Genomic DNA, 26843 nt, shown 5'->3' on the forward strand with positions numbered 1-26843 from the left:
GGCACATCCGGCGGAAAACGCGGCGTCTTGCCGTGCGTCGACGACGCGCAGCTTTCATCGACGGCAACCGCTGCTCACCGCTCGCTCTCCTCGTCCCGAATGCGCGGCCGCCAACGACGCCGGGCGCGCAAAGCCGCTAAAATGCCTGGCTCAGGGGACATCATCAACCATCGACCACTCCGCCCCAATTCATACGTCTTGAGCAATACGTCCCCATTGCCGCGTGTAAGGGTCAGCGAGACAAGGAACCGATGACGAAGGCCATGCGCAATCACAAGAACACGAGCGACAACCCGGCAGACGCGTTCGAGCACCGCGACTGGGCGCGCATCTGGGTGGAATCGACCACCAATCTCGCGGCCTTCTGCCTGAGTCCCGAAGGCTTCGTCTCGACATGGAATCCCGGCGGCACGGCCATGTACGGCTATGCGCCCGAGGAAATCATCGGACGCCATTACGCCGTCTTCTTTCCCGAGGACGTGCGCGAACGCACTATCCTCGAAACCGAACTGCGCGAAGCGCGCGCGCACAAGAGCTTCGAGACCGAAGGCTGGCGAAGGCGCAAGGACGGCTCGGTGTTCTGGGCGAGCGTGCTCACCACCGCGCTGCACGACCCCGACGGTACGTTCATCGGCTTCGTGAAGGTCGTTCGCGACGAAAGCGAGAAGCGCAAGGCGCACGACGCCGTGATCGAGAGCGAACGGCGCTTCCGGCTGCTGGTCGAGGGCGTGACCGACTATTCCATCTTCATGCTTTCGCCCGAAGGCCTCGTCACGAACTGGAACAGCGGGGCGCGGCGCATCAAGGGCTATACCGCCGATGAAATCATCGGCTCGCATTTCTCGCGCTTCTATTCGCCAGAAGATGCCGCAGCGGGGCTGCCGCAACGCGCCCTCAAGACCGCCGCGCGCGAAGGGCGCTTCGAATCCGAAGGCTGGCGCCTGCGACGCGACGGCACGCGCTTCTGGGCGCATGTGATCGTCGATGCGATCCGCGACGAAACCGGCACGCTGATCGGCTTTGCCAAGATCACGCGCGATGTCACCGAAAAGCGCGAAGCGGATCAGCTTCTGGAGGAAACGCGCGCCGCGCTTCTGCAGGCGCAGAAGATGGAAGCCATCGGCAAGCTCACGGGCGGCGTCGCGCACGACTTCAACAACGTGCTGCAAGTGCTGCGCGGCAATCTGGAACTGCTGCGCAGCCGTTGCGCGGGCGACAACTGGAGCATGGACCGTCTTTCCAATGCCATCGACGCGGTGGAGCGCGGAGCGAAGCTCGCGTCGCAACTGCTCGCGTTCGGGCGAAGGCAGGCGCTGCGGCCCGTATCGGTGAATCTCGCGGCGATGGTGCGCGGCATGGACGATCTGCTGCGGCGCGCGCTCGGCGAGACGATCGAGGTGGAAACGGTGGTGTCGGGCGGGCTGTGGAACGCGTTCGTCGACATGCATCAGCTCGAAAACGTGCTGCTCAATCTCGCGATCAACGCGCGCGACGCGATGCCCGACGGCGGCAAGCTCACGCTCGAACTGGCCAACGCGATGCTCGACGACCGCTACGTGCGCTCGCTGTCGGACGTGCCGGCGGGACAGTACGTGATGCTCGGCGTCACCGATACGGGCGTCGGCATGCCGCCCGAAGTCGTCGAGCGCGCGTTCGACCCGTTCTTCAGCACGAAGCCCGAAGGCGAAGGCACCGGGCTCGGCCTCAGCATGGCGTATGGCTTCGTCAAGCAAAGCGGCGGGCATATCCGCATCTACAGCGAGGTCGGGCATGGAACGACGGTGCGCGTGTATTTACCGCGCTCGTCGGTGGAAGCGTTCGAACCCGTGGCGTGGCGAAACGCGCCGGTGACGGGCGGCACGGAAACGGTGCTCGTCGTCGAGGACGACCAGAAGGTGCAGGCCACCGTGATCGAAATGCTTTCGGATCTCGGCTACCGCGTGCTCAAGGCCGACAACGCGGATCAGGCGCTCGTCGTGCTGAGCAGCGGCGTGCATGTCGATCTCGTCTTCACGGACGTGGTGATGCCGGGCACGCTGAAGAGTCCGGAAATGGCGCGGCGCGCGGTGGAATTCCAGCCGCATTTGCGCGTGCTTTTCACGTCGGGTTATACGCAGAACGCCATCGTTCACGGCGGGCGGCTCGATCCTGGCGTGGAGTTGCTGAGCAAGCCGTATAGCCGCGAAGACCTTGCGTTCAAGATTCGTCAGATGCTCGGGCAGCCGAGTGAACAGCGGCGGGCGCCCGCGCCCGCCGCCGCCAATGCGCTTCCCGCCGGCGATGGAAAGAAGCGCCTGCTCGTCGTCGAAGACGACAGCTTCGCGCGCGAGGCGCTGAGCGAACTGCTCGTGATGCTCGGACATCACCCCGTTAGCGCGGCGAATGCCGCCGAAGCGCTCGACGCGATGAAAGACAGCCGCTTCGACGTGCTGCTCACCGACATCAACTTGCCGGACATGCCGGGCACCGAACTCGCGCGCCGCATGATCGAACGCTGGCCCGGCGTGCGCGTGATCTTCTCGTCCGGCGATACGGTGCTGCCCGACGAAGTGCAAGGGTTTCACTGGCAGGCGCTGCGCAAGCCCTACACGCTCGAGCAACTGGAAGAAGCGCTGCGCGATAACGGCGGCTCGCGCTGAGCCGTCTGCACGCGGGCCGGGCACGCCGGCCCGCGCTCCTTCGACGCATCACGCCGCTGCAACTTCGATGCGTCGCGGCTTCGCTTCCTCGCGGCGCGGCAGCGTGAGCTTGAGCACGCCGTCCTTCAGGCTCGCTTCGATCTTCGACAGATCGAAGTCCTCGCTCACCGAGAACGTCCGCGAGAAATACGGCGCGCGGACTTCCGCGTGCGCAAGCCGCAGATTCGACGGCACCGGCACGGCCGATTCCGCATCGATCGTCAGGCGCCCGTCCTGCACCTTCACGTCGAGCCGGTCCTTGGAGACGCCCGGCAAGTCCGCCCACAGCGTGAGCGCGTGCGCGTCCTCGACGATATCGACGCTCGGCGCAAGCGTCATGCGCCGCCGTTCCTGGCTGGACGCCTGACGCGACACCGCGCCTTGTTCGCGTTCTGCTATCCGGGTGTTGTCGCTCATGATGTCACCTCGTTTTCATCGCTCGTTACCAGTCATTGAACCGTGATGGCGCGCGGCTTCGATGCCTCGCGCTTGCCGACCGAAATCAGCAGGCAGCCGTCGGCGTAGCGCGCCTGCACATTGTCGGGATCGGCTTGCTGCGGCAGTTCGATCACGCGGCGGAACGGGCCGTTGAAACGCTCCTGCGCGTATTCGCGCGCCTTCGGGCAACTCGCCTTCGCGCGCCGTGCGCTCGCCGGCGATGGTGAGCAGACCTTTGTCGATGGAAACGTCCAGCTTGCTTGCGTCCAGTCCCGGCGCGAACGCGACGATCTCGACCGTGTCGTCCGTCGAACCGATGTTGACTTGCGGGAACATGCCGGGGCGGCCCGAGCGCAGGCTGCCCGGAAAGCCGTCGAAGAGGCTGGACATTTGGCGTTGCAGTCGCTCCAGATCCCCGAAGAGATCGGCCGCAGTGAAAGCATCGTTCATTTTTGCTCTCCTCTGGCGGCAAGAGGCGAAGCATGGGCGAAGCTCGTGCGCTTCAGCTTAGGCTGCCCCATTGCCGCGGACAAAGTAAGTTGAAACACGCAGCGCCCGTTGCGGGCCACTGCCTTTACACGGCCAATATATGAAAGCGCGCGATTTTTTCAAGGGCCCCGCTTCGATCCTCGCGCGCTTGAAAAACGCGGCGTCGCCCATACCGTCCGGCCACCGAATCATTGGGAGAATGTCATGGAATTCGATACGGACTGGAGAACCATCGGAAGACATCGGGTCAAGCTGCGCTCGACCAAGGGCTTTCCCACCGGGAACCTGCATCAGGTCGCGGAACTCGCGCGCCTCGCCGTGGACCACAACATGAGCGCGCGCGCACGCATCGTCGAGATCGTGTTCCGGCAGGAGAAGGTGTACGACATCACCGTCGGCACGACGATGACCGAGGACCGCGTCTGCGCGCCGCAGCTCGAAGCGGCCATCGCGACGCTCATCGGCCTGCCGGCGGAACAGGTGAACCTCTTCGTGCAGACGGTCACGCAGGAGGAAGTGGACCTGCACTTCGGCGTCTACGAAAGGATGCTCGCCGAAAAGCTCGGGACCATCGCGCCGATACAGTGACGCCCGCGGTGCCTTCCGGCGCGCCGCGCCTCGCCGCGCGGCACGACGCTTGCGTGCGGACTCGCGCGTGCATCGACGCCGCGACTCTCCCCGGGAGGCATCATGAAACTGCTTACTACTCAGGACGGCCTGCCGCGGCTGTCGTGGGGTTCGATCATCGCGGGCGTCATCCTTTCGATGATCGTCTACCTCATCATGAGCGTGCTCGGCACGGCCATCGGCGCATCGCTGCTCTCTCCGATGTCGAAGCCCGACACGTTGCGCGGCTTCGGCTTCGGCTCGGGCGTGTGGGTGATCGTGACGACGGTGCTCGCCGTGTTCATCGGCTCGTACTACGCCGGACGCTGCGCGCCTGTGCTCGGATGGCTGCACGGCCTGCTGTCGTGGGCGGTGATGACCCTTCTCATCGTTTTCGGCATGACGTCGCTGATTACGGGCGCGGTCAGCACGGCCGGCAGCATCGCGGCGACGAGCGCGCAAGTCGGCGCGACGGCCGCGAATCAGGCAGGCGGCGGCAATCAGCTCATCGATTCCGCGAAGCAGCAAGTGCAGGCGGCGGTCGCATCGGCAGCGTCGGCGGCATCCGCGCCGGATGCCGAACAGAACGCGCGGCAAGCCGCCGACACCTCCGCGCGAGGCGTCGCCCGTGCAAGCTGGTTCTCGTTCGCCGCGCTCGTCGTGGGCGCGATCATCGCGATCGTCTCGGGCGGCGCGGGCTTTCGTCATCAGCCGCCGTTCGAGGAAGGCGGCGGATCGGCGCTGGATCGCGATAACACGGCCAATCGCAATCGCACCGTGCAAACCGGCGGGCGCCTCTAAGCGCCCGGCGAACCTGCACACGCACCCACGGAGACGCCGATGAGCGCCGAGGAAAAGCCCACGAATCCGGACACGGCGAACACGGCGAACGCGACGAGCGCGACAAGCGCGCCCTCGTCCGACACGCCCGACGAAGTCCGGCTCTCCGCCGTACAGGAAGAACTCGCCGTTGGCGTGCGGACGACCGAGACGGGCGCGGTGCGCGTTCGCAAAGTGGTGCATGAAGAGATGCACCCGGTTTCCATGCGATTGCGCGCCGAAGAAGTGGAAGTCAGGCGCGTGGCGGTGAACCGTCCGGTCGAGGAACGCGCCGAGCCGCGTCGCGAGGGCGACACGCTCGTCATTCCTGTCTACGAATATGTGCCTGTCGTTCGCATGCAACTCACCTTGAAAGAAGAGGTGTATGTGACGACCCGGCAGACGCAGCAGGACGTCGTTCACCACGTTCTTTTGAACTCCGAAGAATTGGTGGTCGAGCGCCGCGAAGGTGCGCGCGGCGAGTGGAAGCCGGACCCGGACGCCGGCTGAAGTCTTTTGCGCGAGAGCGCGGGAACGAGCGTTGCGCTCATGGACGCACGCGCTTCAATCCCGGCTTGCGTATGCCTACTTACTTACGGAGATGCTGCAATGACTCAGACCATCATCGGTGTATTCAACACCATCCAGGATGCGGAGCTCGCACAGACTCGCCTCGAAGCAGAAGGCATCGCCCGCACGGATATGAACGTGCACACCAACGACACTGGCATGGGCACGGACACGGCTACGTCCATGACCGGTGACGCCACGGATCGCCCTGTCGGCGAGGCGCACGAAGGCGCGATGGGCCGCATCGAGCACTTCTTCAAGAACCTGTTCGGCGATGACGACCGGCCCGAGGAAGTCGGGCATTATCAGGAAGCGGTACGTCGCGGCGGTGCGCTGCTGTCGGTGGACGTCACCGACGAAACGTCGGTCGAGCGCGTGCGCGATGCGCTTTACGCAGCCGGCGCCATCGACATCGATACGCGCGTCGCGCAGTGGCGCAACACGGGTTATACCGGCTATGACCGCAACGCGCCCGCTTATACGGCGGATCAGGTCGCCGCTGAGCGGCAGGCGTTTCCTGTCGTGCAGGAATCGCTCGAAGTCGGCAAGCGCGAAGTGCAGACGGGCGGCGTGCGCGTCTATTCGCGGCTGACGGAAACGCCGGTGAGCGAATCGGTGAATCTGCGCGAAGAGCATGCGAGCATCGAGCGCAGGCCGGTCGATCGTCCGGCGACGGCGGCGGACCTGAAGGAAGGCTTCGTCGAGATCAGGGAAACGGCCGAGCAGCCCGTCGTCGCGAAGACGGCGCGCGTGGTCGAGGAAGTGGTGGTGGGCAAGGAGGAATCGAACCGCACCGAGACCATCCATGACACCGTGCGCGGCACCGAAGTGCAGATCGAGAGAACGGCGGGCACGGAAGGCGTCGGCGGAGTCGCGGGCACGGGCGGCACGACGGGCGGCGTAGCGGGAACCGGCGGTGTGACTGGCGTGGAAGGCGCCGGCACCGTTCCTCCGGCGAAGAAGACGCCGCTGTAACGGACTGTGAATTGATGGCGCGCCGGATCGCTCGCGAGGGTCCGGCGCGTTGCCATTCACGCTCGCGGCGAAATGACAAATTATTAGTTGACTGAATCGTTTGGGTTTGGCACAATAGCGATCGAAGTACAAGAAGTCGATTGCTGCTCATCAATAGCCCGATTTTTCCCGGTATTCGTTGTCCACTCCCTCCTTGCCGCTTCGCCCCGCTCTTTCGAGCAACTTCAATTTTTATTTTCAGGATTTTCATGGATACCGGTATTGTCAAATGGTTCAACGACACCAAGGGTTTCGGCTTCATCACGCCGGATAACGGCGGCGACGACCTCTTCGCGCACTTCTCCGAAATTCGCGCTGACGGCTTCAAGACGCTGGCCGAAGGCCAAAAGGTGAGCTTCGAAACCAAGCGTGGCCCGAAGGGCATGCAAGCTTCGAACATCAAGCCGCTGTAATTGCGCGGCGGAGCGTTCCGCCGTCATTACGCCGCAGCTAATCGGGAACCGAGACCTCGGTTCCCGAGCTTTCTTCCTCCCGCGCTTTTCCTCCGTTTTTCCCCGCTTTTTCCGCGAATATCTCCGCCAGGCTTTTATTTCCGGCGTCGACCGATCGCGCCGATACGCGCATCGTCTCCAAGTTTTCCTTTCGCACGTAAGAAGCGCCAAACAAAAGCGCTCACATTCAAAATTAAAATGACATCGTTCCATCATTACCGCGGCTATGCGGTGCACGCCTTCGCGCATCCTTTGCGCGACAACACTTTCTCCGCCGATCTCCTGCTCGAACGCAGCGGCGAGAGCCCGACCGACGCGCAGTACCGTTTCTTTTCACTCGACTACTTCTCGAAAGAAGCCGACGCCGTCGACTTCTCGCGCCAATGGGCGCGCGAGTGGATCGACGCACGCGGATAATCCGGTCATCGGTAATTAACACGCCCAGACAGTTACAATGGCGCGCTTTTTTACCTCGCTCGACGTTATCGACAACGCCTGATCGATAATTAACATTCAACACGCCAAACGTTTTCCTGCGGCGTCCGGCCCTCAAGCCTCGCGTGCCCCTGCCGATATCCGGTAGAGGGTGGCTTCTACGGTTCATCGGTCTCGTGTGACCTCAGAACCGGGGGCCGCCGGTGGCATCGTCCAAGTCGATTGAGCCGGCTGAGAAAAGGAAAACATGCGCGTTGCCCCAAAAACAACAAACCGGCAACTGTTCAACACGATCTGGCCGTTCTTGGCCGTCGTCATTTCGCTTTTGGCGATGGCGGCGACGAGTCTGTCGATCATGTCGTCGGTGCGCGCGTATATCGGCGGCGAGAGCACCTGGTCCAAGGGCCAGAAAGACGCCGTGTTCTGCCTCGTGCGCTATGCGCAGACGGGCGACGAGCATGCGTTCGAGCAATACGAAAGCGCGATCGCTTATCCGCTGAGTCTCAAAGCGGCGCGGCTCGCGCTCGACCGCCCGGACCCGGACGTGCCCGCCGCGCGCGCCGCGCTCCTTGCGAGCGGCGTGTATCCCGCCGACGTCGGCGCGGTCATCTGGGTTTTCCGCACGTTCCGGCGCGCGAGCTACTTTCAGGAAGCGGTCGCGTACTGGACGACGGGCGACCTGCTCGTCGACAGGCTCGCGCAAGCCGGGCGCGAACTGCGCGCCGCCGTGCCGCGCGGCCCGGCGGCCCACGCCGAAGTCGAGCGCCTCACCAACGAAGTCTGGAACATCAACGGATCGATCGCGCCGATCTCGCGCGCCTTCGCGGCCGTGCTCGGCGCCGCATTCCGACAGACCGCGATGCTGCTCTTCACGGTCAACGTCGTCGTCGCCGTGCTGCTGGTGTGCCTCGCCGCGTGGTATGCGCGGCGCTTCATCACCGCGCGCGTCGCGACCGAAGACGCGCTGCGCCGAAGCGAGGCGCGCGCGAAAGCGACGCTCGGCTCCATCGGCGAGGCGGTCGTGTCGGTCGGACCGTCGGGGCTCGTCGAATTCATCAATCCCGCCGCCGAAAAGCTCTTCTGCCGCGAGGCCGCCGCGTGCGTGAACCGGCCGCTCGGCGCGCTCGTCACCGTGGCGCGCGAATGGGACCGCCGTCCCGTCGATGTCATCGACGAAGCGCTCAAGGGTTCCGAGCCGGAGGAAGTGGGCGGCGACCTGATTCTCACCAACGCGCTCGGCGTCGATATCGTCGTGCAGGCGATCACGTCCATCGTGCGCGATACATCGGACACGCTCACGGGCGTCGTGCTGCTGCTGCGGAACATGACGCGCGAGCGCGAGTACGTGTCGAATCTGGCCTGGCAGGCCACGCACGACGGTCTCACCGGACTGCTCAACCGAACCGAGTTCGAAAGGCGCCTCAGCACCGCGCTCGATCCCGAATCCGACGTGGATGCCGCGCACCGCGCGCAAATGCTGATGATGCTCGACCTCGACCAGTTCAAGGTCGTGAACGACACCTACGGCCACGCCGCCGGCGACGCGATGCTGCGCGAAGTGGCGATCTTCATCGAACAATGTCTGCGCACTGACGACGTGCTGGGCCGGCTCGGCGGCGACGAATTCGGCGCCTTGCTCTGCAATTGCGACAAGTACGAAGCGATGCAGATCGCCGAGCGGCTGAGAAAGGACGTCGCGGCGTTCGAATGGTCGTGGGAGACGCATCGGCTCTCGACGAGCGTGAGCATCGGCGTCGTCGACTTGAGGCAGCCGCGGCTCGACGTCGAAACCGCGATGCGCTACGGCGACATCGCCTGCTATCTCGCGAAGGAGCGCGGCCGCGACCGCGTGCATCTCGCGGTGCCCGGCGACAAGGAACTCACGCGCCACGCGAGCGAGATGTCATGGTGCGGACGCATCAAGGACGCGCTCGCCAACGACCGCTTCTGTCTTTACGCGCAGGAAATTCAGGTCACGGACCCGCAGGTGCGGCGTCTGGACTTGAGCCGGCACGTCGAAATCCTGCTGCGCATGGTCGGCGAAGGCGGCGACATCGTGCCGCCGGGACTCTTCATGCCCGCCGCCGAACGCTACGGGCTGATGTCGGCCATCGACCGCTGGGTCGTGCGCGCCGTCTTTTCGACGCTCGCGAGCACGCCGCAGACCGAACGCCTTCAGTACGCGATCAACCTGTCGGGCGCGTCGATCGGCGACGAGCGCTTCCTGCAGTTTCTCAACGAGCAGTTCTCGACGAGCGGCGTGCCGCCATCGGCGATCTGCTTCGAAGTCACCGAAACCACCGCCGTCGCCAATCTCGCCGCCGCCGCGCGCTTCATCCGCGAGCTGAAGAAGCGCGGCTGCAAATTCGCGCTCGACGACTTCGGCGCGGGCATGTCGTCCTTCGGCTATCTCAAGCACTTGCCGGTGGACTACATCAAGATCGACGGCGGATTCATCAAGGACATGCTCAAGGATGCCGTTAATCGCGACATGGTCGCGGCAATCAACGACATCGGCCATTCGATGGGGCGTCTCACCATCGCGGAGTATGTGGAAAGCGAAGCCATCCTGCGTGCGCTTCGCGAGATGGGCGTCGACTTCGTACAGGGTTTCCATGTTGGACGCCCCGCACCCTGGGCACGGCATGTCGAATACATCAACATCTAAGGAGAACACGTTGGATCCGACTTTTCAGCGGGTTGGCGATCTGAAAGACATCGCGAGCTACCCGGCATGGCTTGGCGACGTACTCGCCGAAACGAACGAAGCGAAACAAGGCGTCATCACGCATCCGATCTTCAAGGCAATGCGCGAGGCGAAGCTCGAGCCGCGTCAGGCCGAAGCGTTCCTCGTGAACGGATGGCCGGTCGTCGAGCAGTTTCCGCAATACATGGCGATGAACCTGCAAAAGGTCCGCTACGGCCATTCGCGCGGCGAAGACCTCGCGCGGCGCTATCTGACGCGCAACATCCGCGTCGAGCAGAACCATGCCGACTACTGGGTCGACTGGGCCGCCGCGCATGACGTGAGCAAGCGCGCGCTGATGAAGGGCAACGGCCCGTCGCTCGCGTTCGCGCTCAGTCACTGGTGCTGGAAGAGCAGCAGCACGGACGCGCTCGCGGCGAGCATCGCGGCGACGAACTTCGCGATCGAAGGCGTGACCGGCGAATGGTCCACGCTCGTGTGCGGCAGCGAAACCTACGCGAACAGCTTCCCCGTCTCCATTCGACGCAAGGCGATGCGCTGGCTCAGCCTGCACGCGCATTACGACGACGCGCATCCGTGGGAAGCGCTCGAAATCGTCGCGACACTGCTCGGCAATGCGCCCGGCGTGGACGAGGTTCATTCGGTGGAGCGCAGCATCGCCATGAGCTACGAGTACTTCAAGATGAGCCTCGACTGCTGCCTGTAACCGCGCCGGCGTCACTCGTTACCCGCTCGGGAATGTCTCGCGCCAGGCCTTTCGCGCTTGGCCGGACAGCCCGAACCTATTTGGAAACAAGCATGAAGATGAAGCAAATCGCGTGTGCGGCCGCCGCAGCGTTGTGTGTCACCGGCGCTCACGCACAGGCGGCGGGCGATGTCGTCGTCAACGCCGGATGGATGCACTTCGCGCCGCAGGATTCGAGCGGCCCCTTCAAGATCAACGCGCGCGGACAGACGATGACGCAGCCGGGCGCGGGCGCATCCGTGAGCGATGCGGACACCTTCGCCATCACGACGACGTACTTCGCGACCGACCACATCGCCGCCGAAGCGATCATGGGCGTGCCGCCGAAGTTCAATCTCTATGGCACCGGCACGCTCGCTCCGTTCGGCAAGCTCGGTTCGGCGCGCGAATGGAGCCCGACGCTGCTGCTCAAGTACTACTTCGGCAGCGCGCAGAGCCGCTTCCGCCCGTATGTGGCGGCGGGCGGATCGTATGTGTGGTTCTCGGACGAGAAGCTCACGAGCGGCATGGGCAGCGGCGCGTTCCTGTATTCGCCGCAGTTCGGCCGCGCGCTCGAAGGCCCGACGAACGTGAAGATCAGCAGTTCGTTCGCGCCCGTCGCCAACGCCGGCTTCACGTATAACTTCTCGCAGCACTGGTCGGCGTCGTTCTCGGTGTCGTATATGTGGCTGTCGGCGCGCGCGCGGATCGAAACGCAATCGGCGGTGGGCACGGTGCGCAGCGAATCGAAGATCAAGCTCGATCCGGTCGTGACTTTCCTGTCCGTGGGTTATCGGTTCTAAGGCGTCGTCGCGCGGCGCAACGGCGCGCCGGGCTTGTTCGAAGTCACGACTTCTGCCCGCGCCCCGTCTTTTCCTGCAATTCGTCGATTCTTCGCGAGGCGTCGGCCTTCGTGAGCGACGGATCGAACGGCTCCTTCGCCTCTTCGCTGAGCGTCTTGAGATACGACGCCTGCGCGCCGGTCATCGGCTCGTCGCCGGTGACCCATTCGTCGGGATCCTTTTCGGCGTTCGATGTCGGCGACGCCTTCGGATTGTCGATGCGCGGATCGCTTCCTTCGTCGTGACGTTCGGCGTTTTCGGTCGGCTTTTCGTTCATGGCGGTTCTCCTGGTGATGCGGGATAGGGTTATCGTCGCGATGCAAGGGGCGTGCCGCGCTCGTCACAATTCGCGACGCTTCGGTCGTCCCTCGCGGCTACACTGCGCACCCCGAACGAACGAGGTGTGCTGTGCGAATTCAAGGCTTCTACATTAATTTGCTGGCAAGCAGCGACCGGCGCGCGCAGATGCAGACACAGCTTGCCGAACTCGGGCTGGGCGAACGCGTTCGGAGGTTTCCAGCCGTCGATGGCCGCGCGCAAGGGCCGTTCGACGACGTCGGGCGCAATACGGTTTGGGCGTGCCGCCGGTCGCACGAGAACGTGGTGCTCCAATCAGACGCGGAATCGGCCACGATTGTGTTCGAAGACGACGTCGAGATCAGCCGAGACTTCGCGACGGTCATCCACGAGCACTCGATGGATGCCTTCGTGCGCAGCTCGCCCAATTGCGATGTGCTGTTTCTCGATTGCTGCCCCTTCTATAACAAAGCGCCCTTCCTGCTTTCTCTATGCGAACAGCAAATGCCCAAGCGGGCGGTGCCTGCCGTGGAGGGCGCCGAACGGCATGCGCTGACGACCGTAAGCCTCGTCGACGCGCGGAGCACTTACGCCTACTGCGCGGCCGCGTACATCGTGACGCCGAGGGGAAAGAAAACGCTCGGGCGACTCTTTGCCGAGACACATGACGATCGCGCTATCGATCGGCTGTATCACGACTGGATCGCCGATGGCGCTTTGAACGCGCAAATCGCTGTGCCTTTCCTGGCGTCGCCGCCGTACACGACGCGATCGACGATTGCCTACGAACACCTCGAACGTCCCACGCTCGAGGAACGTGAAGGCAAACTGGCCGCTGCAATACGGCGGCTGCTGTTTGCTGGCGATGCGAAACTCTGCACCGGTGACATCGATGCTCTGCTACGCCCCGCCGATGTGTCCGACGAACACAGGCTCGGCATGCAACTCTATGAGACGTGCCGCAGTTTTGCGTAAGGATCGCCGCGCGCGTCACACATCGCCGACTTCCACCCCAAACTCCGCCCCCCAAGCCCGCACGCCCGCCTCGAACGCCGACACGCTCAAACGCGCCGGCAAGTCGCTTTGCGGCCCAAGCCGCGCCAGCGCCCGATCGAACCGCGCGAAGGTCGCGAAGTCGCGCGGATAGCGCCGCGTATCGACGCCCAGAAAGCGCCCTTCCTTGCGGCTGAGATCGATCAGCGAGCGCCATTCGTCGATGCCCGTCACGCCGACGCCCTCGGTGCCGTGCGAAAACAGCATCATGTCGATCTCGTCGAACGATTCGGCGCCGAGAAAGCGCCGCAGCGTCTTTGCTGACGGCTCCGTGCAGAAGACGAGCCAGAATGGAATCGCGCGCAGGCGCATCGTCGTGTACGGGTCCATCAGCACGAACGAATCGACGACGAGCCGCCTCGCTTCGATATCCATGCTGCGATACCAGTCGCGATACAAACGCGCCGCGACGAAGCTGAACGACTCCGGCTCCTCGAAGCGCAACTCGACGACGCGCCAGTTCTTCTCCTTCGCCAGCGCGACGATGCTTTCTGTCAGCGCCGCATCGAAGCCCCATTCCGCCTCTGGCGCGCGCTCCGTCGGCGCGGGCGGCGTCCATTGCGAGCGGCGCGATCCATAACGCCGCAAGTACGCCGCGACGCGCGGGCCGCCCTCGAAATACTCCGCCTCCGTCGCGCCGCCGAGCGCGCCGAACTGATACACCGAGCGCTCGCTCGTGCGCGTGACGGGCCAGTCGCGCGTGCAGGCGTCGACATAAATCGTTGCGTTCGGCGCGAGACTGCGCAGCAGAAACTCGCGATACGCGAGCGGCATCGCGCGCAGCTTCAGACGGAAGTAGCTCATCGCGGCGAGCATCAGCCGGTCCTGATTCGGGTCCTGCATGTGATGCACGGCAATGCGCGAGTCCGCATCGAGCAACGCCTCGACGATGCGCAGACCATCGCGAAAGCCGCGCTCGGCGTCGTCGGGATCGCTGAAGGGCGCGCGCACCGGGCACAGAAACGTCTGCGGCAGCCACGGCACGCCGAGCGCCGCCGCCACATGCATGAGCGCACCGTTCGACGAGCCGATGAACGCCGCGTCATACGTGCGTCGCGGATAAAGCCCCGCAATCCATTCGCCGATGCCTTCGATATCCAGCCGCCGCGCCGCGCGCGCCGCGATGCCCTCGGTCATGCCGCCGACCGAATACGCCCATTCGCGCGCACGCGGCGGCAACTGGTTGAGCGCGGGCATGAGGCTGTCGAGCACGGGCGACTGGCTCGGACTCTCGAAGCGCTCGCCCTTGAGCGATGCGGCGAGCGCCTGCACCATGCCCGCCGCCGAATCGAAGCGCGCGATGCCGCGCGGCGGTTTGCTCATGCGTGCGCGCCTCCGTTGGGCGCGAGCAGGAACGGCCTGATCGCGAGCGCCATGCTATGCGGATACGCATAGTTGAGCGTGTGCGTGCCGCCGTCGATCACGCACAGTTCGCCTCGCGGCAGACGTTGCGCCACTTCGCGCGCCCATTCCAGCGGCGCGACAGGATCGCGCGATCCGTTGACGACGAGCGTCGGCGCTTCGATGCGCGCGAGCTTGTCCTCGATGCGGTCGCGCATGAGCACGCGCATCGTCGCAATCGCACGCGGGATGCCCGCTTTCGCATAGTCGATGCGCGCGATGCCCGCCGGCGAGCGCGCGCGTTCCAGCTGGCCGTTGCGCCAGTCGCGAACCATCTGCACCGGCAAAAAGCGCGCATGGCGATCGACTGTCGGCCCCTGAAACACGAGCCTGTCGACGCAATCCGGATAACGCACCGCGAAATCCGCGAGTATCTGGCAGCCGAACGAATTGCCGACGAACGCCGCCTTCTCGATGCCGCGCGCGGAGAGCCACAGGCGCAGCGCATCGGCGAGTCCGGACACCGGGAGCGCGCGCTCGCGCGTCGGGCTTTCGCCGAAGCCGGGAAGATCGGGCGCGTGCACGTCGAAGTCGTCGGCGAGCGCGAGCGCGAGCGGTTCCATGTATCGGCTGGAGATGACGAGGCCGTGCACGAGCACCACCGGGATGCGCGCGCCGCCCGCGCCGTCCGGCCGGCGCGCGACGTGCCGTGAGAACATGCGGTAAGGGCCGGCCTGCGTATAGCGCACGGCGATGCCCGCACGCGCGCTGTCGTCGGCGAGCGCCGGCGTGCGCTTGAGACGCGTCCACTCGACCGCCGCGCGCGTGACGAGCGCGCACGCACCGACCACGCCGATCGCGGCGAGCGCCGGCCATATCGACTTTGACGGTGCTTCGGATCGGACGCGCCTTTTCATGCCCTCGTCGAACGAACAGTTTGGAAAGTGTTCCCGCCTCACGCCACGACGAGCTGCTCCGCGGGAATGCCCGGCGAACGCCCGGCAAGCCGCTCGAATTCGAATGGATCGTGGCTGCAGAACACGGTCAGATCAGGCCCCGCGTTCCTGCAAAGCTCGCGCAAACGCGCCTGATTATCGAGCCGCGCGGCGCGGTCCTTCTCCAGCATCCATTGATAGAACGCGAGGCCCGGCGTGCAGCGCGGCCGCGCCGCGTCCATCTCCGTATGAAAGAAGTACGCATCGGCGGCGAGCAAAAGCCATCGTTCGTCCGTGCGCACGGCAATGCCCGCGTGCCCGAATGTATGACCGCGCAGGGGAATGAGCGCGATGTCGTCGGCGAAACCGGGCAGCGGGCGCACGCTCTCGAAGCCGCGCCACGTCTCGCCGCCACCGCGATGCACCTGCCAGTTGCCGCGCGTGGACCATTGCTGCGGACGAAAACGCTGGCGATCGAGCCACGTCTTCTGCGCGAACGCATAGTCGCGTTCGACCTGCAACATGTGAACCGTCGCCTGCGGGAAGTCGTCGAGCCCGCCCGCGTGATCGAAGTCGAGATGGCTCATCAGGATATGGCGCACATCGCTCGCCTTGAAACCGAGCCGCTCGATTTGCCGCACCGCCGTCATCTCCGCGCGAAAGTCGGGCTTCAGCATGAAGAGGAAAAACGTGCTGAGCCGGCTTTGCGGATTGGCGACATCGCGCAGGCCAAAGCCCGTATCGACGAGTACGAGTCCATCATTGGTCTCGACGAGCAGGCAGTGGCACGTCAGTTCGCCGCGTCGCAAAAGGGAAGGCGTGCGCGCGTCGAAGAGCTTGCCGCCGAGCGGACAGCTCGATATGCAGTTGAGATGGTGAACGCGCATGACGCCTCCCGCTTCTTGTCGCCGAGCGCGGCTTTACGCCTTGCCGCCGCCGGCGGGCTTCACCTCGGACAGATCGTCGGACTTCACTTCGGCCTCGCGCACCGTGGTGCCTTCTTCGTCTGTTTCGGAGATGTCGGTCGTGAAGGTTTCGTCGCCGCCGGTCTCTTCCTGTTGGTCCGCGTCCTGCGACTGCTCCGGCTTGCCGTTCTGCGATGACGTACTCATGATGAACTCCTGGTGCCCGAAGGCCTGTTGGAATACATGTCGAAAAAATGCGCTCGCCGCGGATCGCATTCGTGTGCCGATGAACGCGCCTCGTTGCCGCACGCGCTGGCATCAAGCAATTCGGATGCCTTCGTTATTTGCGCCAAACGTCTGCGGATACGCCGCGCGCGGAACGCAGATTGCTTCGCTGTCCCGAAGTCAAACGCGTCCCAGGGAGGCATCGATGAGCAACCGGCGTGACGTGTCGAATGGAACGGACGGCTTCATGCCGCTCGCGGCGGGCGTGGTCGCCGGGCTTGCGGCGGCGGGGCTTCTGATCGGACGGCGCGCGAATGCGCTCGCGCACGTGGGCGCCGGCCACTCGGCGAAGCATCGCGCGCTCGATCTCGCCTCGGGCCTCATGCAGCCGAAGTACCCGCTCGATGCCATGAGCACCTGGCTCAACGGCTTTCACATGTACGCGGACGACATGGGCCGCCAGGTCGAGGCGCATCACTTCTGCGTCCATCTTCGGCACGACCTGCATCAATGCGTGATCTTCGATTCGAACCGGCCCGATGCGCGGCTGATCGGCATCGAATACATCATTTCGGAGGAACGTTTCCGCCAGTTGCCCGCCGAAGAAAAGCGCCTCTGGCACAGCCATCATTACGAAGTGAAGTCGGGCACTCTGGTTGCACCCGGCATTCCGGAACTGGCCGAGCGCGCGTACTTCAAGGATCTCGTCTCGACTTACGGCAAGACGTTTCATACGTGGCAGATCGATCGCGACGAGTTTCCGTATGGCGCGCCGCAACTCATGATGGGCTTCACGCAGGACGGCCAGCTCGACGAATCGCTGCTCGCCGCGCGCGACGCACGGCTCGGCGTGTCGAGCGACGACCGCCGGCGCAAGCGCTACGGCATCGCCGTGCCCGACATCGCGCCGGGCGCGAACGGATGGGAAGACGGCACGTCGGTGCAGACGGCGATCGTGGAAGTCCCGTTCGGGGATAGCCGCGAACGCTCCTGACTTCAGAGAAGACGCAACGGAGGGCGACCCACATGAAGCACACAGTCCGATTTGCAACGCTCGCCGCAATGGTGATCGCGATGTCGTTCACGGCGGGATGCAAACGCAGCGGCGACGCCGGCAGCAGCAGTAGCAGCGGCGGCGCGGGCGACACGTCGGCGTCCGCGCCGATGGCATCCGCCCCGGCTGCGGCGAGCTTCCCCGCCACCGCCGCGAGCGATGCGCCCGCAGGCGCGAGCCAGTGATCGCACGCGGCGTCACGAGCGGCACTTAGCCGCTTCCGATTCAACCCCTCAAAGGAGAAACGCAATGGCGAAGAACGAGTCCGGCGGATCGAACAGCATGTTCATCGACATGCAGAAAGCGCTGAAAGGGATCGACTATCCCGCCAACAAGCAAACGCTCCTCGACACGGCTCGCAGCAACGGCGCGAGCGAGGAAATCACCAACGCGCTCGATGCGCTACCGGATCAGGACTTCGAAAGTCCGGCGGCGGTGTCGAAAGCGGTAGGCCAGGAGAGTTGAACTTTTTTCCTCCGACGCCATGCGGCCGCGACCGTCGCGGCCGCGCGCGGCTCTTTTTCCATAGGAGAACACGATGAGCATTTTCTCGACCATTCTGAACAAGATTTTCCCGCACGATCACCCGGCCGCCACGGCATCGGGCGCCGCGACGCCACCGGCTGCATCGACGCCCGCGAACGGCGCGGCATCGGCGACGCAGGCGAGTCCCGCGCCCGCGACCGCCGGCGTTGAGCCGGCCCGCCCGCCCGTCACGCCGATGCCCGAAGTGGACGTCGAGGCGATCCTCTCGCAAAAGCAGCAGCAGAACGGCGCGAATCTGAACTGGCGCGCGTCCATCGTCGACCTGATGAAGTTGCTCGATCTCGACAGCAGCCTGCAAGCGCGCAAGGAACTCGCATCCGAGTTGCACTACACCGGCAATACGGACGACTCGGCTTCGATGAACATCTGGCTGCACAAGGAGGTGATGAAGAAGCTCGCGGAAAACGGCGGCAAGGTGCCGGACGATCTCAAGAGCTGATGCATGCACGGACCGGCTCGATGAGCGGCGGCTAGTCGGAGGACTTCGGCACAACGAATGCTTGATACGTCGCGTCGATTTCTCTCAACGACTCACTCAACGACTGCCGCCATGAAAGAGCCGGTCTCGCGACGCGCGAAGCTCGTCCTGTTCCCGTGGAAGAAGGACCAATCGGCCAAGCCCGGCCTCACCGATGACGACTACGCGATCTACGCGTCGTATCGTCCGCATGTGAGCGGCGGCTTCGTCGGCACGCTCAAGGTCGTGCGCCTGACGGATGCCCGCCTGCTCTATCCCTTCGACGGCGCCGAGGAACTCGGCCCGTTCGATTCGAAGGACGCCGCCAAAAACGCAGCGCAGGTTCGCGGCAGACAGATCGTGGACGCGGATCTCAAGACGCCCGAACTCTGACCCACGCATTCATCGCACGATGGACCATTCGAGATGGTCCGCGCCCGCCGACGTCGCCCATTCGACGAACGGCGGCGCATCCTGCGAATACGGCGCGCCGTGCCAGCGCACTTCGAACCGCTCCTCGACGCGGCCATCGTCCTTTCCCGCCGATCCCGCCACGGAGGTCAGCCGGCAACCGCATGCGCGCATCGATTCGATGAGCTTCTCTTTCGAGAAACGCCCGCGCTCGTAAGTGAGCCGCAGCTCCGCCTGATTTTCGCGCGGGATGCGCTGCTCGACGGCCTGCAAGAGCCATAGCACGACGATGCCGAGCACGAGCCCAATGACGCCCAGGCCGAGTTGCCCGCCGCCGAAGCACAGACCGACGACCGTCACGAACCACAGCGTCGCCGCCGTGGTCACGCCCTTGACGAGACCGTCCTTGCGAAGAATCGCGCCCGCGCCGATGAAGCCCACGCCGGACAGAATGCCGAGCGGCAGGCGCATGACATCGAGTTGCACGAAGGACTCGGGCGTCTTGCCCGATTGCGCGAGCAGCGCGTTCACCTGCAACATCGCGAGACAGGCGGCGAGGCAGACGAGCAGCGTCGTGCGCAGGCCGGCCACCTTGCCGGATTCGCCCCGATTAAGCCCGATGAAAACCCCGGCGGCCACCGCCAGCGCAATGCGGATAAACACATCCCGCCATTCGAGAGTGAGCGGCATCAACGCCATATGATTGTTCTCCGTGTGCCCGCCCGGACGGCCTCTGCCGGGCCTCGATCCGTTTCGTCAAGCAAATGTCGAACCCGGGTCCGCGCCTTGCTTTTGCAATGTGAATCGAAACGTCGTTCGGAACGGGAATGAACCGGTTTGCGGCTGCGCAAGGCAAGATGGTCGAGCGTCAATTGAAGGGTCGCGGCATCGCGGATGCGCGCGTGCTCGACTGCATGCGCCAGGTGCCGCGTCACGCGTTCGTGGACGCCGCGCTCGCCGAATTCGCCTACGACGACAACCCGCTGCCCATCGCCGCGAACCAGACCATCTCGCAGCCCTACATGGTCGCGCTGATGCTCGAGGCCGCGCGCCTGCAGCCGGGCGAGCGCGTGCTCGACATCGGCACCGGCAGCGGCTACGCGGCGGCGGTGGCGGCGTGCATCGCGTCGTGTGTCGATTCGGTCGAACGGATCGGCGAGCTCGCCGATGCCGCGCGCGCCACGCTGCATCGTCTCGGCATCCGCAACGTCGCCGTGCATCATGGCGACGGCACCGCGGGCCTCGCGCATCGCGCGCCCTTCGACGTGATCCTCGCGGCGGCGGGCGGGCCTTACGTGCCACCGGCGTGGCGCGAGCAGCTGAGAATCGGCGGGCGGCTCGTGATGCCCGTCGGCGACGCGCGCGAGGCGCAGCGGCTCGTGCGCTTCGTGCGCGTCGGCGAGCAGGAGTTCGAGCAGGAAGACCTGGGCAGCGTGATGTTCGTGCCGCTGATCGGCGAGGCGGGCTGGCAGGACGAACCCGTCATCGACGATGCGCCCGCGCCGCCCTCGCGCAAGGCCGCAGGCGACACAGCGGGAAAGACGAAGGGCAAGCGCGCGCTGCCCGATCTGATCCGCGCCGCCGCCGTGCGTCTGCCCGCGCCGGGCGCGACGGACTTCGCGCAGGCGTTCGACCGCTTCGGGAAGAAGCGCGTCGTGCTGCTCGGCGAAGCGAGCCACGGCACCGCCGAGTTCTACGAGGCGCGCGCCGCCATCACGCGGCGGCTCATCGAGGAGCACGGCTTTCGCTTCGTCGCGGTGGAAGCCGACTGGCCCGACGCCGCGATGATCGACGAACACGTCCGGCACCGTCCGCGCACGCGTCCCGATGCGCGTCCCTTCAAGCGCTTTCCGCGCTGGATGTGGCGCAACGCCGAGTTCGCCGCGTTCGTCGCGTGGCTCGGCAGGCACAATGCCGCGCTGCCGCCCGAGCGCCGCGCCGCGTTCTACGGACTCGATCTGTATAGCCTCTCCGAATCGATCGAAGCGGTGCTCGCCTATCTGGATGTCGAAGATCCGGACGCCGCGCGCATCGCCCGCCAGCGTTACGGCTGTCTCACGCCGTGGCAGAAAAATCCGGCGGTGTACGGCCGCGCGGCGTGGCACGCGGGCTTCGGCAAGTGCGAGAAGGCGGTCGTCGCGCAGTTGCGGGACTTGCTCGACAAGCGCCTCGCTTCGCCGGCCGCCGATCCCGGCCTGCTCGATGCCACGCACAACGCGCGGCTCGTGGCATCGGCGGAACAGTATTACCGCGCGATGTACAGCGGCTCGGCCGAAAGCTGGAACCTGCGCGACACCCACATGTTCGACACGCTCGCGAGCCTTCTCGATGCGTGGGGCCCCGACGCGCGCGCGGTCGTCTGGGCGCACAACTCGCATCTCGGCGATGCCTCCGCCACCGAGATGGGCCGCATGCGCGACGAGCTGAACGTCGGCCAGTTGTGCCGCGAGCGCTTCGGCGACGACGCCGCGCTGATCGGCTTCGGCACGCACACGGGAACGGTCGCGGCGGCATCCGACTGGGACGACCCGATGCAGGTGATGAACGTGCGCCCGTCGCGCGCTGACAGCTACGAGCAGCAGTTCCATCTCGCGGGCGTGAGTCCGTGCATGGTCGATCTGCGGCCCGGCGTGGGCGATGAACTGCGTGACGCGCTGCGCGAAGAAAAGCTCGAACGCTTCATCGGCGTGATTTATCGGCCCGACACGGAGCTGTACAGCCATTACGCGCAGGCCGAATTGCCCGCGCAGTTCGACGCCTTCGTCTGGTTCGACACGACGCGGGCGGTGAAGGCGCTGCCCACGCCGCCCGAAACGCACGACGCGCCGGAGACCTTCCCGTTCGGCGTTTGAATGCGCTGCCGGAGTTACTTCGGCCGGATTGCGTAAAGGGAAGTCGGCAGCGCGATCGGGTCGTTCGGGTTGAACCAGCTCATGTCGGGAATGCGCGAATCGGTCACGTACACGGTGCCGTCCGGCCCTTGCGTGAACGTGTCGGGCCAGCGCAACTGCGGATCGCGCAGGAGCGTGGTCAGGCGCGAGCCCTCATGGGCGTCCTCACGGATGCGCACCGCGTGATGCTCGACCGACGACACGTACAAGCGCCCGCGCGCGTCGAAGAGCAGGCCATCGGCGGGACCGTCGATGCCGACCGTCTCCACGCGCGAAGACACTTGCTGCGCGCTCAGCTGCGCGTTCTGCAGCGCATCGGTGGCGATCCGATAGAGCGTCTTGCCCTTCACCGCCTGCCAGTAGAGATAGCGCCCGTCCGGCGTGAGCGCGATGCCGTCCGCCGAGAAGTTCACGCCGCGACCATCGGTCTGACGCAGCGGCTTGCCGTCGACTGACACGGTGACGGTCTTGTCCGCCTGCGTGCTCGGGTCGCCGTCGAGCACGCGGCGCGCGACGCCCGTCGTCCGGTCGATCACGACGATCGCCCCGCGCACGCCCGAATCGGTGATGTAGATGAACCGGCCATCGGGACTCAGGCGCACGTCGTTGAGATAGCTGCCCTGCGGCGCGATGCTTTCGTCGAAGTGAAAGACGTGCGCGATCTGGTTCGTCGCGAGGTCGATTTGCGCGAGCTTGGGCGCGCCCGGCACGACGAGCGACTGCGCGGGCGCGCCGGGATCGAGCACCCAGAGATTACCCTGCTTGTCGGCCACGACCGATTGCACGCACACCCAATGATCCGCCGGCGAGATTTCATCGCGGCGGGCGTTGCGCCACGCGTTCCACTCCGCGTCGGGGAACGGACGAAGGTCGCCGCTCGGCCCGAGTTCGGCGACGGAGACCGGCGCGTCCTCGGTCCAGCGCGGAAAGTTGACGAAGGTGCGTCCGGTCGGCGAGATGGTCACGCCCGTCACCTGATGCTCGAAGCGCGCGACGAGTTGCAGCCGCGCGCTGCCCGCGGGCGCGCTCGCGGCGGCATCGTTCGATACATTCTGCGCGAGCGCCGCTTGCGCGGCGAAGGCGAGGCTTGCGGCGGCGAAACAGCGGCTCAGTCGGTGCATGATCGGTTCCTTGGAGGCTTCCACGTCGCGGGCATTCAGGCTTCGCTCACCTGGCTCACCTGGCGCACGTAGCGTCGCGCCATCATCACGAGCAGGATCGCGGCCGCGCCCGTCAAGGCGGCGCGCGTGCCCGCCGGCTGCAAGCGCGCGCCGGTGTACAGGCTGAACTCCCGCACGCGGCCGTTCTTGCCCGAGCGTTCGCGCAGGTCGCCACTGCCTTCGTAGAGCGCATCGCCGCTTTGACGCGGCTCGCCCTTCGATTGCGCCTTCACCCCGAGCAGGCTCGTGAACGCATCGTAGAGGCGCGGCGCGCTGCGCCCGAGGCCGGCCATCGCGCGCGATGCGCCGCCCACGTAGATATCGCGCTCCGGATGCACGGCCGCATGCAGGATCGCTTTCGCGGCCACATCCGGCGCGTACACGGGCGGTGGCAGCTTCGGCTCTTCATCGAGATAATTTTTTGCGTGCTCGACGAAGAGCGTGTCGATGCCCGCCGGCTTGATGAGCGTGACCGATACCGGCACGTTTTCGTTCTTCAGTTCGAGGCGCAGCGAGTCGGTGAAGCCCTTCACCGCGTGCTTCGACGCGACATACGGCCCTTGAAGCGGAACGGCCACATCCGACAGTTCGCTGCCGAGATTGATGAGCGCGCCGCCGCGCTCGCGCAGATGTTTGACAGCCACGCGCGAGCCGTTCACGACGCCCCAGTAGTTCGTGTCGAAGAGCTTGCGCTGGTCTTCGAGCGACACATCGGCGATGCGGCCGTAGACGGAAACGCCTGCGTTGTTGATCCACGTATCGAAGCCGCCGAAGCGATCGATGGCGGCGTTCGCGGCGGCCTGAAGCTGGCCTTCGTCGCCGACATCCGCTGCCGTGTACGCGACGGCGGGCGCGCCGGCTTCGGTCAGCTCGTCGGCGAGCACGGCAAGCGCGGTTTCGTCGCGCGAGACGAGCATGAGCCGCGCGCCCGACTTCGCCGCGCGGCGCGCAGTGGCAAGGCCGATGCCGCTCGTCGCGCCGGTGAGCACGATCGTCTGTTGATTCAGAGGCTTCAGTTTGATTCGCATGACCGGTCCGGGAAATAGGGATGATGGGTCGCTCAAGCATCCCGCGTTCCTCGCGTATTCCTCGCGCGCCGACGCGACCATCAGACGAACGCGTCGATGGTGCTCCAGACCGCGCGCGCGCCGCGCATCGCCGACTTGGGCGCGACGGCGAGCGCCACGATCTCGCGCGTCGGCACGCTCGTCGTGAGGCGCGCGACTTGCCGCGCGCTGAACCACCCGCAGCGCGAGATTTCGTTGCGCGGCTCGGGCGCGGCATCGTCGCCGATGCTCACGGTGAAAACGTGATGGTGCTTGCTCACGCCGCCGAATACGAACAGATAGCGCAGCGTCCCGGCGACGAGACCGGTCTCTTCCTCCAGTTCGCGGCGCGCCGCATCGCCCGGCGCTTCGCCACGGCGGATCGTGCCGCCCGGCAGCGCCCAGCGCGAGCGTTTGCGCGCAACGAGCAATATCTTTGCGTCGCGCGTGCAGATGATCGTCGCTCTTTCTCTCACCTCTCTGTCACCTTCCCTTGTGTCGATGCGTAACGTGCCGTCAACATCACAGCCAACGCCATGCCGCGCCGCGAACGATTCGGAAAACATTGCACACGCGCATATGAAATGGCCCGACACAGGAGGCGACGCATGACCGAAGGCAACGACTGGGACGTTCTCGTGGTGGGCGGCGGCATCAACGGCGCGGGCATCGCACGCGACGCGGCGGGTCGTGGCGCCCGCGTCATGCTCGTCGAACAGGACGATCTCGCGCAGCATACGTCGTCGGCCAGCACGAAACTCATTCACGGCGGGCTGCGCTATCTCGAGTACCGCGAATTCGGGCTCGTCAGAAAGGCGCTGAAAGAGCGCGAAGTGCTGCTGTCGATCGCGCCGCATCTCATTGCGCCATTGCGTTTCGTGATGCCGCATGTGCCCGAACTGCGTCCCGCGTGGATGATCCGCGCGGGTCTCTTTCTCTACGATCATCTGAGCCGCCGCGCGGTGCTCGAAGGCTCGCGCGGCGTCAATTTGCGCACGCATTTCGCGGGCGCGCCGCTCGTCGATTCCATCACGCGCGGCTTCATCTATTCCGATGCCGCCGTCGACGACGCGCGCCTCGTGGTGCTCAACGCGCTCGACGCACAGGAACGCGGCGCATGCATCGCGACACGCACGCGCTTCGTATCGGCATCGCGCGGCGAACGCGCATGGCGCATCGTGCTGCAGGACGCACACGGCGAACTGCGTGAAGTCGACGCGCGCGCGCTCGTCAACGCAGCGGGACCGTGGGTGAACGCGCTCGCCACCGGCGATGCGCCCGCGCGCGCGATGCGCCTCGTGAAAGGCAGTCACATCGTTACGAAGAAGCTCTTCGATCACGATCACGCGTATATCCTTCAGAACGAAGATCGCCGCATCGTGTTCGCGATTCCCTGGCAGCGCGATTACACGCTCATCGGCACGACGGACATCGACTACGAAGGATCGCTCGCGGACGTGCGCGACCTGCGTATCGCGAGCGAAGAGATCGATTATCTGTGCGCGGCGGTGAACCGCTACTTTGCGAAGCCGGTGCACGCACGCGATGTCATCTGGAGCTATGCGGGCGTGCGCCCTTTGCTTTGCGACGACGCCGCCGATGCCGCCGCCGCGACGCGCGACTATCAGCTTCAACTCGACACGAACGGCGCGCCGCTCTTCACCGTGTTCGGCGGCAAGATCACGACGTATCGGCGGCTCGCGCAAGAAGCCGTCGATGCACTCGCCGCGCCGCTCGCGCTCGCAGCGCCTGCGTGGACGCATGCCGCACCGCTTCCCGGCGGCGATATGCCGGATGCCGATTTCCCCCGCTTTTTGGCGGGCTTTCGCGAGCGGCATCGCTATTTGCCCGCGCCGCTCGCCGAGCGCTATGCACGCGCATACGGCACGCGCGCCGACGCGCTGCTCGAAGGCATCGGCTCGATGGATGCAATGGGAACAATGCTCGCGCCGGACTTGTACGAAGCGGAAGCCGCCTATCTCGTGACGCACGAATGGGCGCGCAGCGCGGAGGACATTCTGTGGCGCCGCTCGAAGCTCGGCATCAAGGCGAGCGCGGCGGACATCGAACGGCTCGATGCGTGGATCGCGGCGCGCGAATCGCAGTGCGATCAGCCGGATCAACGGGACGCGCTGCGCAACATGCCCGCGACGGCGAAGCCCGCTGCGAGCGCCACGTAAGTCAGCGCAAGCGATTCCTTCGACAAATGCGCTTCGTAGCCCGGCGTCAGACGCTTGGGCACGACGTGGTAATCGACGACATACGCCACGGCCGCCGTTGTCGCGGCAGCCGCGACCACTTTCGAAGGACGCGCGCGCCGTCCGCAGAGCGCCTCGAACAACACGCCCCAGAACACGGCGCTGCCGAGATGAATGCCCGCGCCGAGACCGGTGTATTGCGCGCTCAAGCCCTCTTCACGCGGCGCGGTGTCGGGCCACAGGCAGTGCGTGACAGCGTTCATCACCGCATAGGGCCGACGCCCCGCCTTCGCCGCGCCCGCCGCAGCCATCGCCGCTGACGCAACGCCCGCCGCGCTGCCCGAGCAAAGCGCGCGCATGAGCGTGCCATTCGATTGCGATGCCATAAGTCGAGCCTCCGTTGCGCCTGCGCTCCAAATTCCGTGCAACGTACATAGCAAGGCATGTTCCGCAACGCACACGCAGATTAGTACGGAATGCGACGCTTTTCATTCGCGGCACAACGATTGCGCGAGAAGAACGTGCGCGGAAACGCGCTTTCCAAACGACC

The 26843-nt window shown here is 65.4% G+C and carries 29 protein-coding genes and 1 pseudogene; 18 read left to right on the forward strand and 12 right to left on the reverse strand.

Features of this window, described 5'->3' with window-relative positions:
- The first annotated feature begins 263 nt into the window (after window positions 1-263).
- Window positions 264-2639, forward strand: coding sequence for a PAS domain S-box protein (locus tag LDZ27_RS25520; protein ID WP_244818446.1), 2376 nt, complete (start codon window positions 264-266; stop codon window positions 2637-2639).
- Window positions 2640-2687: 48 nt separating this feature from the next.
- On the opposite strand, the gene LDZ27_RS25525 is transcribed toward LDZ27_RS25520, so the two are convergent.
- Window positions 2688-3095 (reverse strand): Hsp20/alpha crystallin family protein, encoded by a 408-nt coding sequence (locus tag LDZ27_RS25525; RefSeq protein ID WP_244818068.1) that lies wholly within the window; start codon window positions 3093-3095, stop codon window positions 2688-2690.
- Window positions 3096-3127: 32 nt separating this feature from the next.
- A pseudogene (locus LDZ27_RS25530) lies at window positions 3128-3566 on the reverse strand (Hsp20/alpha crystallin family protein).
- A 243-nt stretch (window positions 3567-3809) separates the two neighbouring features.
- Here LDZ27_RS25530 and LDZ27_RS25535 point away from each other — a divergent pair.
- The 9 genes from LDZ27_RS25535 to LDZ27_RS25575 all read left to right on the forward strand — a co-directional run bounded on the left by LDZ27_RS25535 (window position 3810) and on the right by LDZ27_RS25575 (window position 11735).
- Window positions 3810-4193 carry a hypothetical protein gene (locus LDZ27_RS25535; RefSeq protein ID WP_244818069.1) on the forward strand — a complete coding sequence of 128 codons (384 nt, stop codon included), beginning with the start codon at window positions 3810-3812 and terminating at the stop codon, window positions 4191-4193.
- Window positions 4194-4295: 102 nt separating this feature from the next.
- On the forward strand, window positions 4296-5012 hold the full coding sequence (locus LDZ27_RS25540) for a YrzE family protein (protein ID WP_244818070.1): 717 nt from the start codon (window positions 4296-4298) through the stop codon (window positions 5010-5012).
- Between the two features lie 39 nt (window positions 5013-5051).
- Entirely contained in the window at window positions 5052-5540 is a 489-nt protein-coding gene (locus tag LDZ27_RS25545) for a YsnF/AvaK domain-containing protein (RefSeq protein WP_244818071.1), read from the forward strand.
- Between the two features lie 99 nt (window positions 5541-5639).
- On the forward strand, window positions 5640-6575 hold the full coding sequence (locus tag LDZ27_RS25550; RefSeq protein WP_244818072.1) for a YsnF/AvaK domain-containing protein: 936 nt from the start codon (window positions 5640-5642) through the stop codon (window positions 6573-6575).
- Between the two features lie 248 nt (window positions 6576-6823).
- Window positions 6824-7027: a cold-shock protein gene (locus LDZ27_RS25555; protein ID WP_244818447.1), complete on the forward strand. Its 204-nt coding sequence runs from the start codon at window positions 6824-6826 to the stop codon at window positions 7025-7027.
- Window positions 7028-7264: 237 nt separating this feature from the next.
- A complete protein-coding gene (locus LDZ27_RS25560; protein WP_244818073.1) occupies window positions 7265-7483 on the forward strand; it encodes a hypothetical protein in 219 nt (72 codons plus the stop codon).
- 265 nt (window positions 7484-7748) lie between these two features.
- A complete protein-coding gene (locus tag LDZ27_RS25565) occupies window positions 7749-10169 on the forward strand; it encodes an EAL domain-containing protein (protein WP_244818074.1) in 2421 nt (806 codons plus the stop codon).
- Between the two features lie 10 nt (window positions 10170-10179).
- A complete protein-coding gene (locus LDZ27_RS25570; RefSeq protein WP_244818075.1) occupies window positions 10180-10914 on the forward strand; it encodes a TenA family transcriptional regulator in 735 nt (244 codons plus the stop codon).
- Between the two features lie 98 nt (window positions 10915-11012).
- The gene (locus LDZ27_RS25575) at window positions 11013-11735 is read left to right on the forward strand and encodes an OmpW family protein (RefSeq protein ID WP_244818448.1); all 723 of its coding nucleotides are present in this window, start codon (window positions 11013-11015) and stop codon (window positions 11733-11735) included.
- Window positions 11736-11778: 43 nt separating this feature from the next.
- Here LDZ27_RS25575 and LDZ27_RS25580 read toward each other — a convergent pair whose 3' ends face one another.
- Entirely contained in the window at window positions 11779-12051 is a 273-nt protein-coding gene (locus LDZ27_RS25580) for a DUF3072 domain-containing protein (protein WP_244818076.1), read from the reverse strand.
- Window positions 12052-12182: 131 nt separating this feature from the next.
- Between LDZ27_RS25580 and LDZ27_RS25585 the strand changes: the two genes are divergently transcribed.
- Window positions 12183-13046, forward strand: coding sequence for a hypothetical protein (locus LDZ27_RS25585; RefSeq protein WP_244818077.1), 864 nt, complete (start codon window positions 12183-12185; stop codon window positions 13044-13046).
- Window positions 13047-13061: 15 nt separating this feature from the next.
- Here the strand turns inward: LDZ27_RS25585 and LDZ27_RS25590 are convergent, their stop codons facing one another.
- The 4 genes from LDZ27_RS25590 to LDZ27_RS25605 are packed head-to-tail and all read right to left on the reverse strand — an operon-like array spanning window position 13062 to window position 16512.
- A complete protein-coding gene (locus LDZ27_RS25590) occupies window positions 13062-14447 on the reverse strand; it encodes a hypothetical protein (RefSeq protein WP_244818078.1) in 1386 nt (461 codons plus the stop codon).
- Window positions 14444-15382: an alpha/beta fold hydrolase gene (locus LDZ27_RS25595; RefSeq protein WP_244818079.1), complete on the reverse strand. Its 939-nt coding sequence runs from the start codon at window positions 15380-15382 to the stop codon at window positions 14444-14446. Before LDZ27_RS25595 ends, LDZ27_RS25590 begins: the two co-directional genes overlap by 4 nt.
- 38 nt (window positions 15383-15420) lie before the next feature.
- Window positions 15421-16287, reverse strand: coding sequence for an MBL fold metallo-hydrolase (locus LDZ27_RS25600; protein WP_244818080.1), 867 nt, complete (start codon window positions 16285-16287; stop codon window positions 15421-15423).
- 33 nt (window positions 16288-16320) lie between these two features.
- The gene (locus LDZ27_RS25605) at window positions 16321-16512 is read right to left on the reverse strand and encodes a hypothetical protein (protein WP_244818081.1); all 192 of its coding nucleotides are present in this window, start codon (window positions 16510-16512) and stop codon (window positions 16321-16323) included.
- Between the two features lie 223 nt (window positions 16513-16735).
- Between LDZ27_RS25605 and LDZ27_RS25610 the strand changes: the two genes are divergently transcribed.
- The 5 genes from LDZ27_RS25610 to LDZ27_RS25630 all read left to right on the forward strand — a co-directional run bounded on the left by LDZ27_RS25610 (window position 16736) and on the right by LDZ27_RS25630 (window position 18980).
- Window positions 16736-17524, forward strand: coding sequence for an OBAP family protein (locus tag LDZ27_RS25610; RefSeq protein WP_244818082.1), 789 nt, complete (start codon window positions 16736-16738; stop codon window positions 17522-17524).
- A gap of 32 nt (window positions 17525-17556) precedes the next feature.
- The gene (locus LDZ27_RS25615; RefSeq protein ID WP_244818083.1) at window positions 17557-17769 is read left to right on the forward strand and encodes a hypothetical protein; all 213 of its coding nucleotides are present in this window, start codon (window positions 17557-17559) and stop codon (window positions 17767-17769) included.
- A gap of 64 nt (window positions 17770-17833) precedes the next feature.
- Window positions 17834-18049 (forward strand): DUF2795 domain-containing protein, encoded by a 216-nt coding sequence (locus tag LDZ27_RS25620; protein WP_244818084.1) that lies wholly within the window; start codon window positions 17834-17836, stop codon window positions 18047-18049.
- A 73-nt stretch (window positions 18050-18122) separates the two neighbouring features.
- Window positions 18123-18569, forward strand: a complete 447-nt coding sequence (locus LDZ27_RS25625; RefSeq protein WP_244818085.1) for a DUF3597 domain-containing protein — start codon at window positions 18123-18125, stop codon at window positions 18567-18569.
- A 111-nt stretch (window positions 18570-18680) separates the two neighbouring features.
- On the forward strand, window positions 18681-18980 hold the full coding sequence (locus LDZ27_RS25630; RefSeq protein WP_244818086.1) for a DUF6723 family protein: 300 nt from the start codon (window positions 18681-18683) through the stop codon (window positions 18978-18980).
- A gap of 9 nt (window positions 18981-18989) precedes the next feature.
- Here LDZ27_RS25630 and LDZ27_RS25635 read toward each other — a convergent pair whose 3' ends face one another.
- Window positions 18990-19688 (reverse strand): MgtC/SapB family protein, encoded by a 699-nt coding sequence (locus tag LDZ27_RS25635; RefSeq protein WP_370653487.1) that lies wholly within the window; start codon window positions 19686-19688, stop codon window positions 18990-18992.
- 137 nt (window positions 19689-19825) lie between these two features.
- On the opposite strand from LDZ27_RS25635, the gene LDZ27_RS25640 reads away from it, so the two are divergent.
- On the forward strand, window positions 19826-21850 hold the full coding sequence (locus LDZ27_RS25640; protein ID WP_244818088.1) for a protein-L-isoaspartate(D-aspartate) O-methyltransferase: 2025 nt from the start codon (window positions 19826-19828) through the stop codon (window positions 21848-21850).
- A 14-nt stretch (window positions 21851-21864) separates the two neighbouring features.
- On the opposite strand, the gene LDZ27_RS25645 is transcribed toward LDZ27_RS25640, so the two are convergent.
- The 3 genes from LDZ27_RS25645 to LDZ27_RS25655 all read right to left on the reverse strand — a co-directional run bounded on the left by LDZ27_RS25645 (window position 21865) and on the right by LDZ27_RS25655 (window position 24571).
- A complete protein-coding gene (locus LDZ27_RS25645) occupies window positions 21865-23010 on the reverse strand; it encodes an SMP-30/gluconolactonase/LRE family protein (protein ID WP_244818089.1) in 1146 nt (381 codons plus the stop codon).
- Between the two features lie 35 nt (window positions 23011-23045).
- Window positions 23046-24077, reverse strand: a complete 1032-nt coding sequence (locus LDZ27_RS25650; RefSeq protein ID WP_244818090.1) for an SDR family oxidoreductase — start codon at window positions 24075-24077, stop codon at window positions 23046-23048.
- An 80-nt stretch (window positions 24078-24157) separates the two neighbouring features.
- Window positions 24158-24571, reverse strand: coding sequence for an NUDIX hydrolase (locus LDZ27_RS25655; protein ID WP_244818091.1), 414 nt, complete (start codon window positions 24569-24571; stop codon window positions 24158-24160).
- 132 nt (window positions 24572-24703) lie between these two features.
- On the opposite strand from LDZ27_RS25655, the gene glpD reads away from it, so the two are divergent.
- Window positions 24704-26275 carry a glycerol-3-phosphate dehydrogenase gene (gene glpD / locus LDZ27_RS25660; protein ID WP_244818092.1) on the forward strand — a complete coding sequence of 524 codons (1572 nt, stop codon included), beginning with the start codon at window positions 24704-24706 and terminating at the stop codon, window positions 26273-26275.
- Here glpD and LDZ27_RS25665 read toward each other — a convergent pair.
- Window positions 26215-26679, reverse strand: coding sequence for a hypothetical protein (locus tag LDZ27_RS25665; RefSeq protein WP_244818093.1), 465 nt, complete (start codon window positions 26677-26679; stop codon window positions 26215-26217). The genes glpD and LDZ27_RS25665 overlap by 61 nt on opposite strands.
- Between the last annotated feature and the right edge of the window lie 164 nt (window positions 26680-26843).

It is taken from the genome of Caballeronia sp. Lep1P3 (assembly GCF_022879595.1).
GTDB lineage: Bacteria > Pseudomonadota > Gammaproteobacteria > Burkholderiales > Burkholderiaceae > Caballeronia.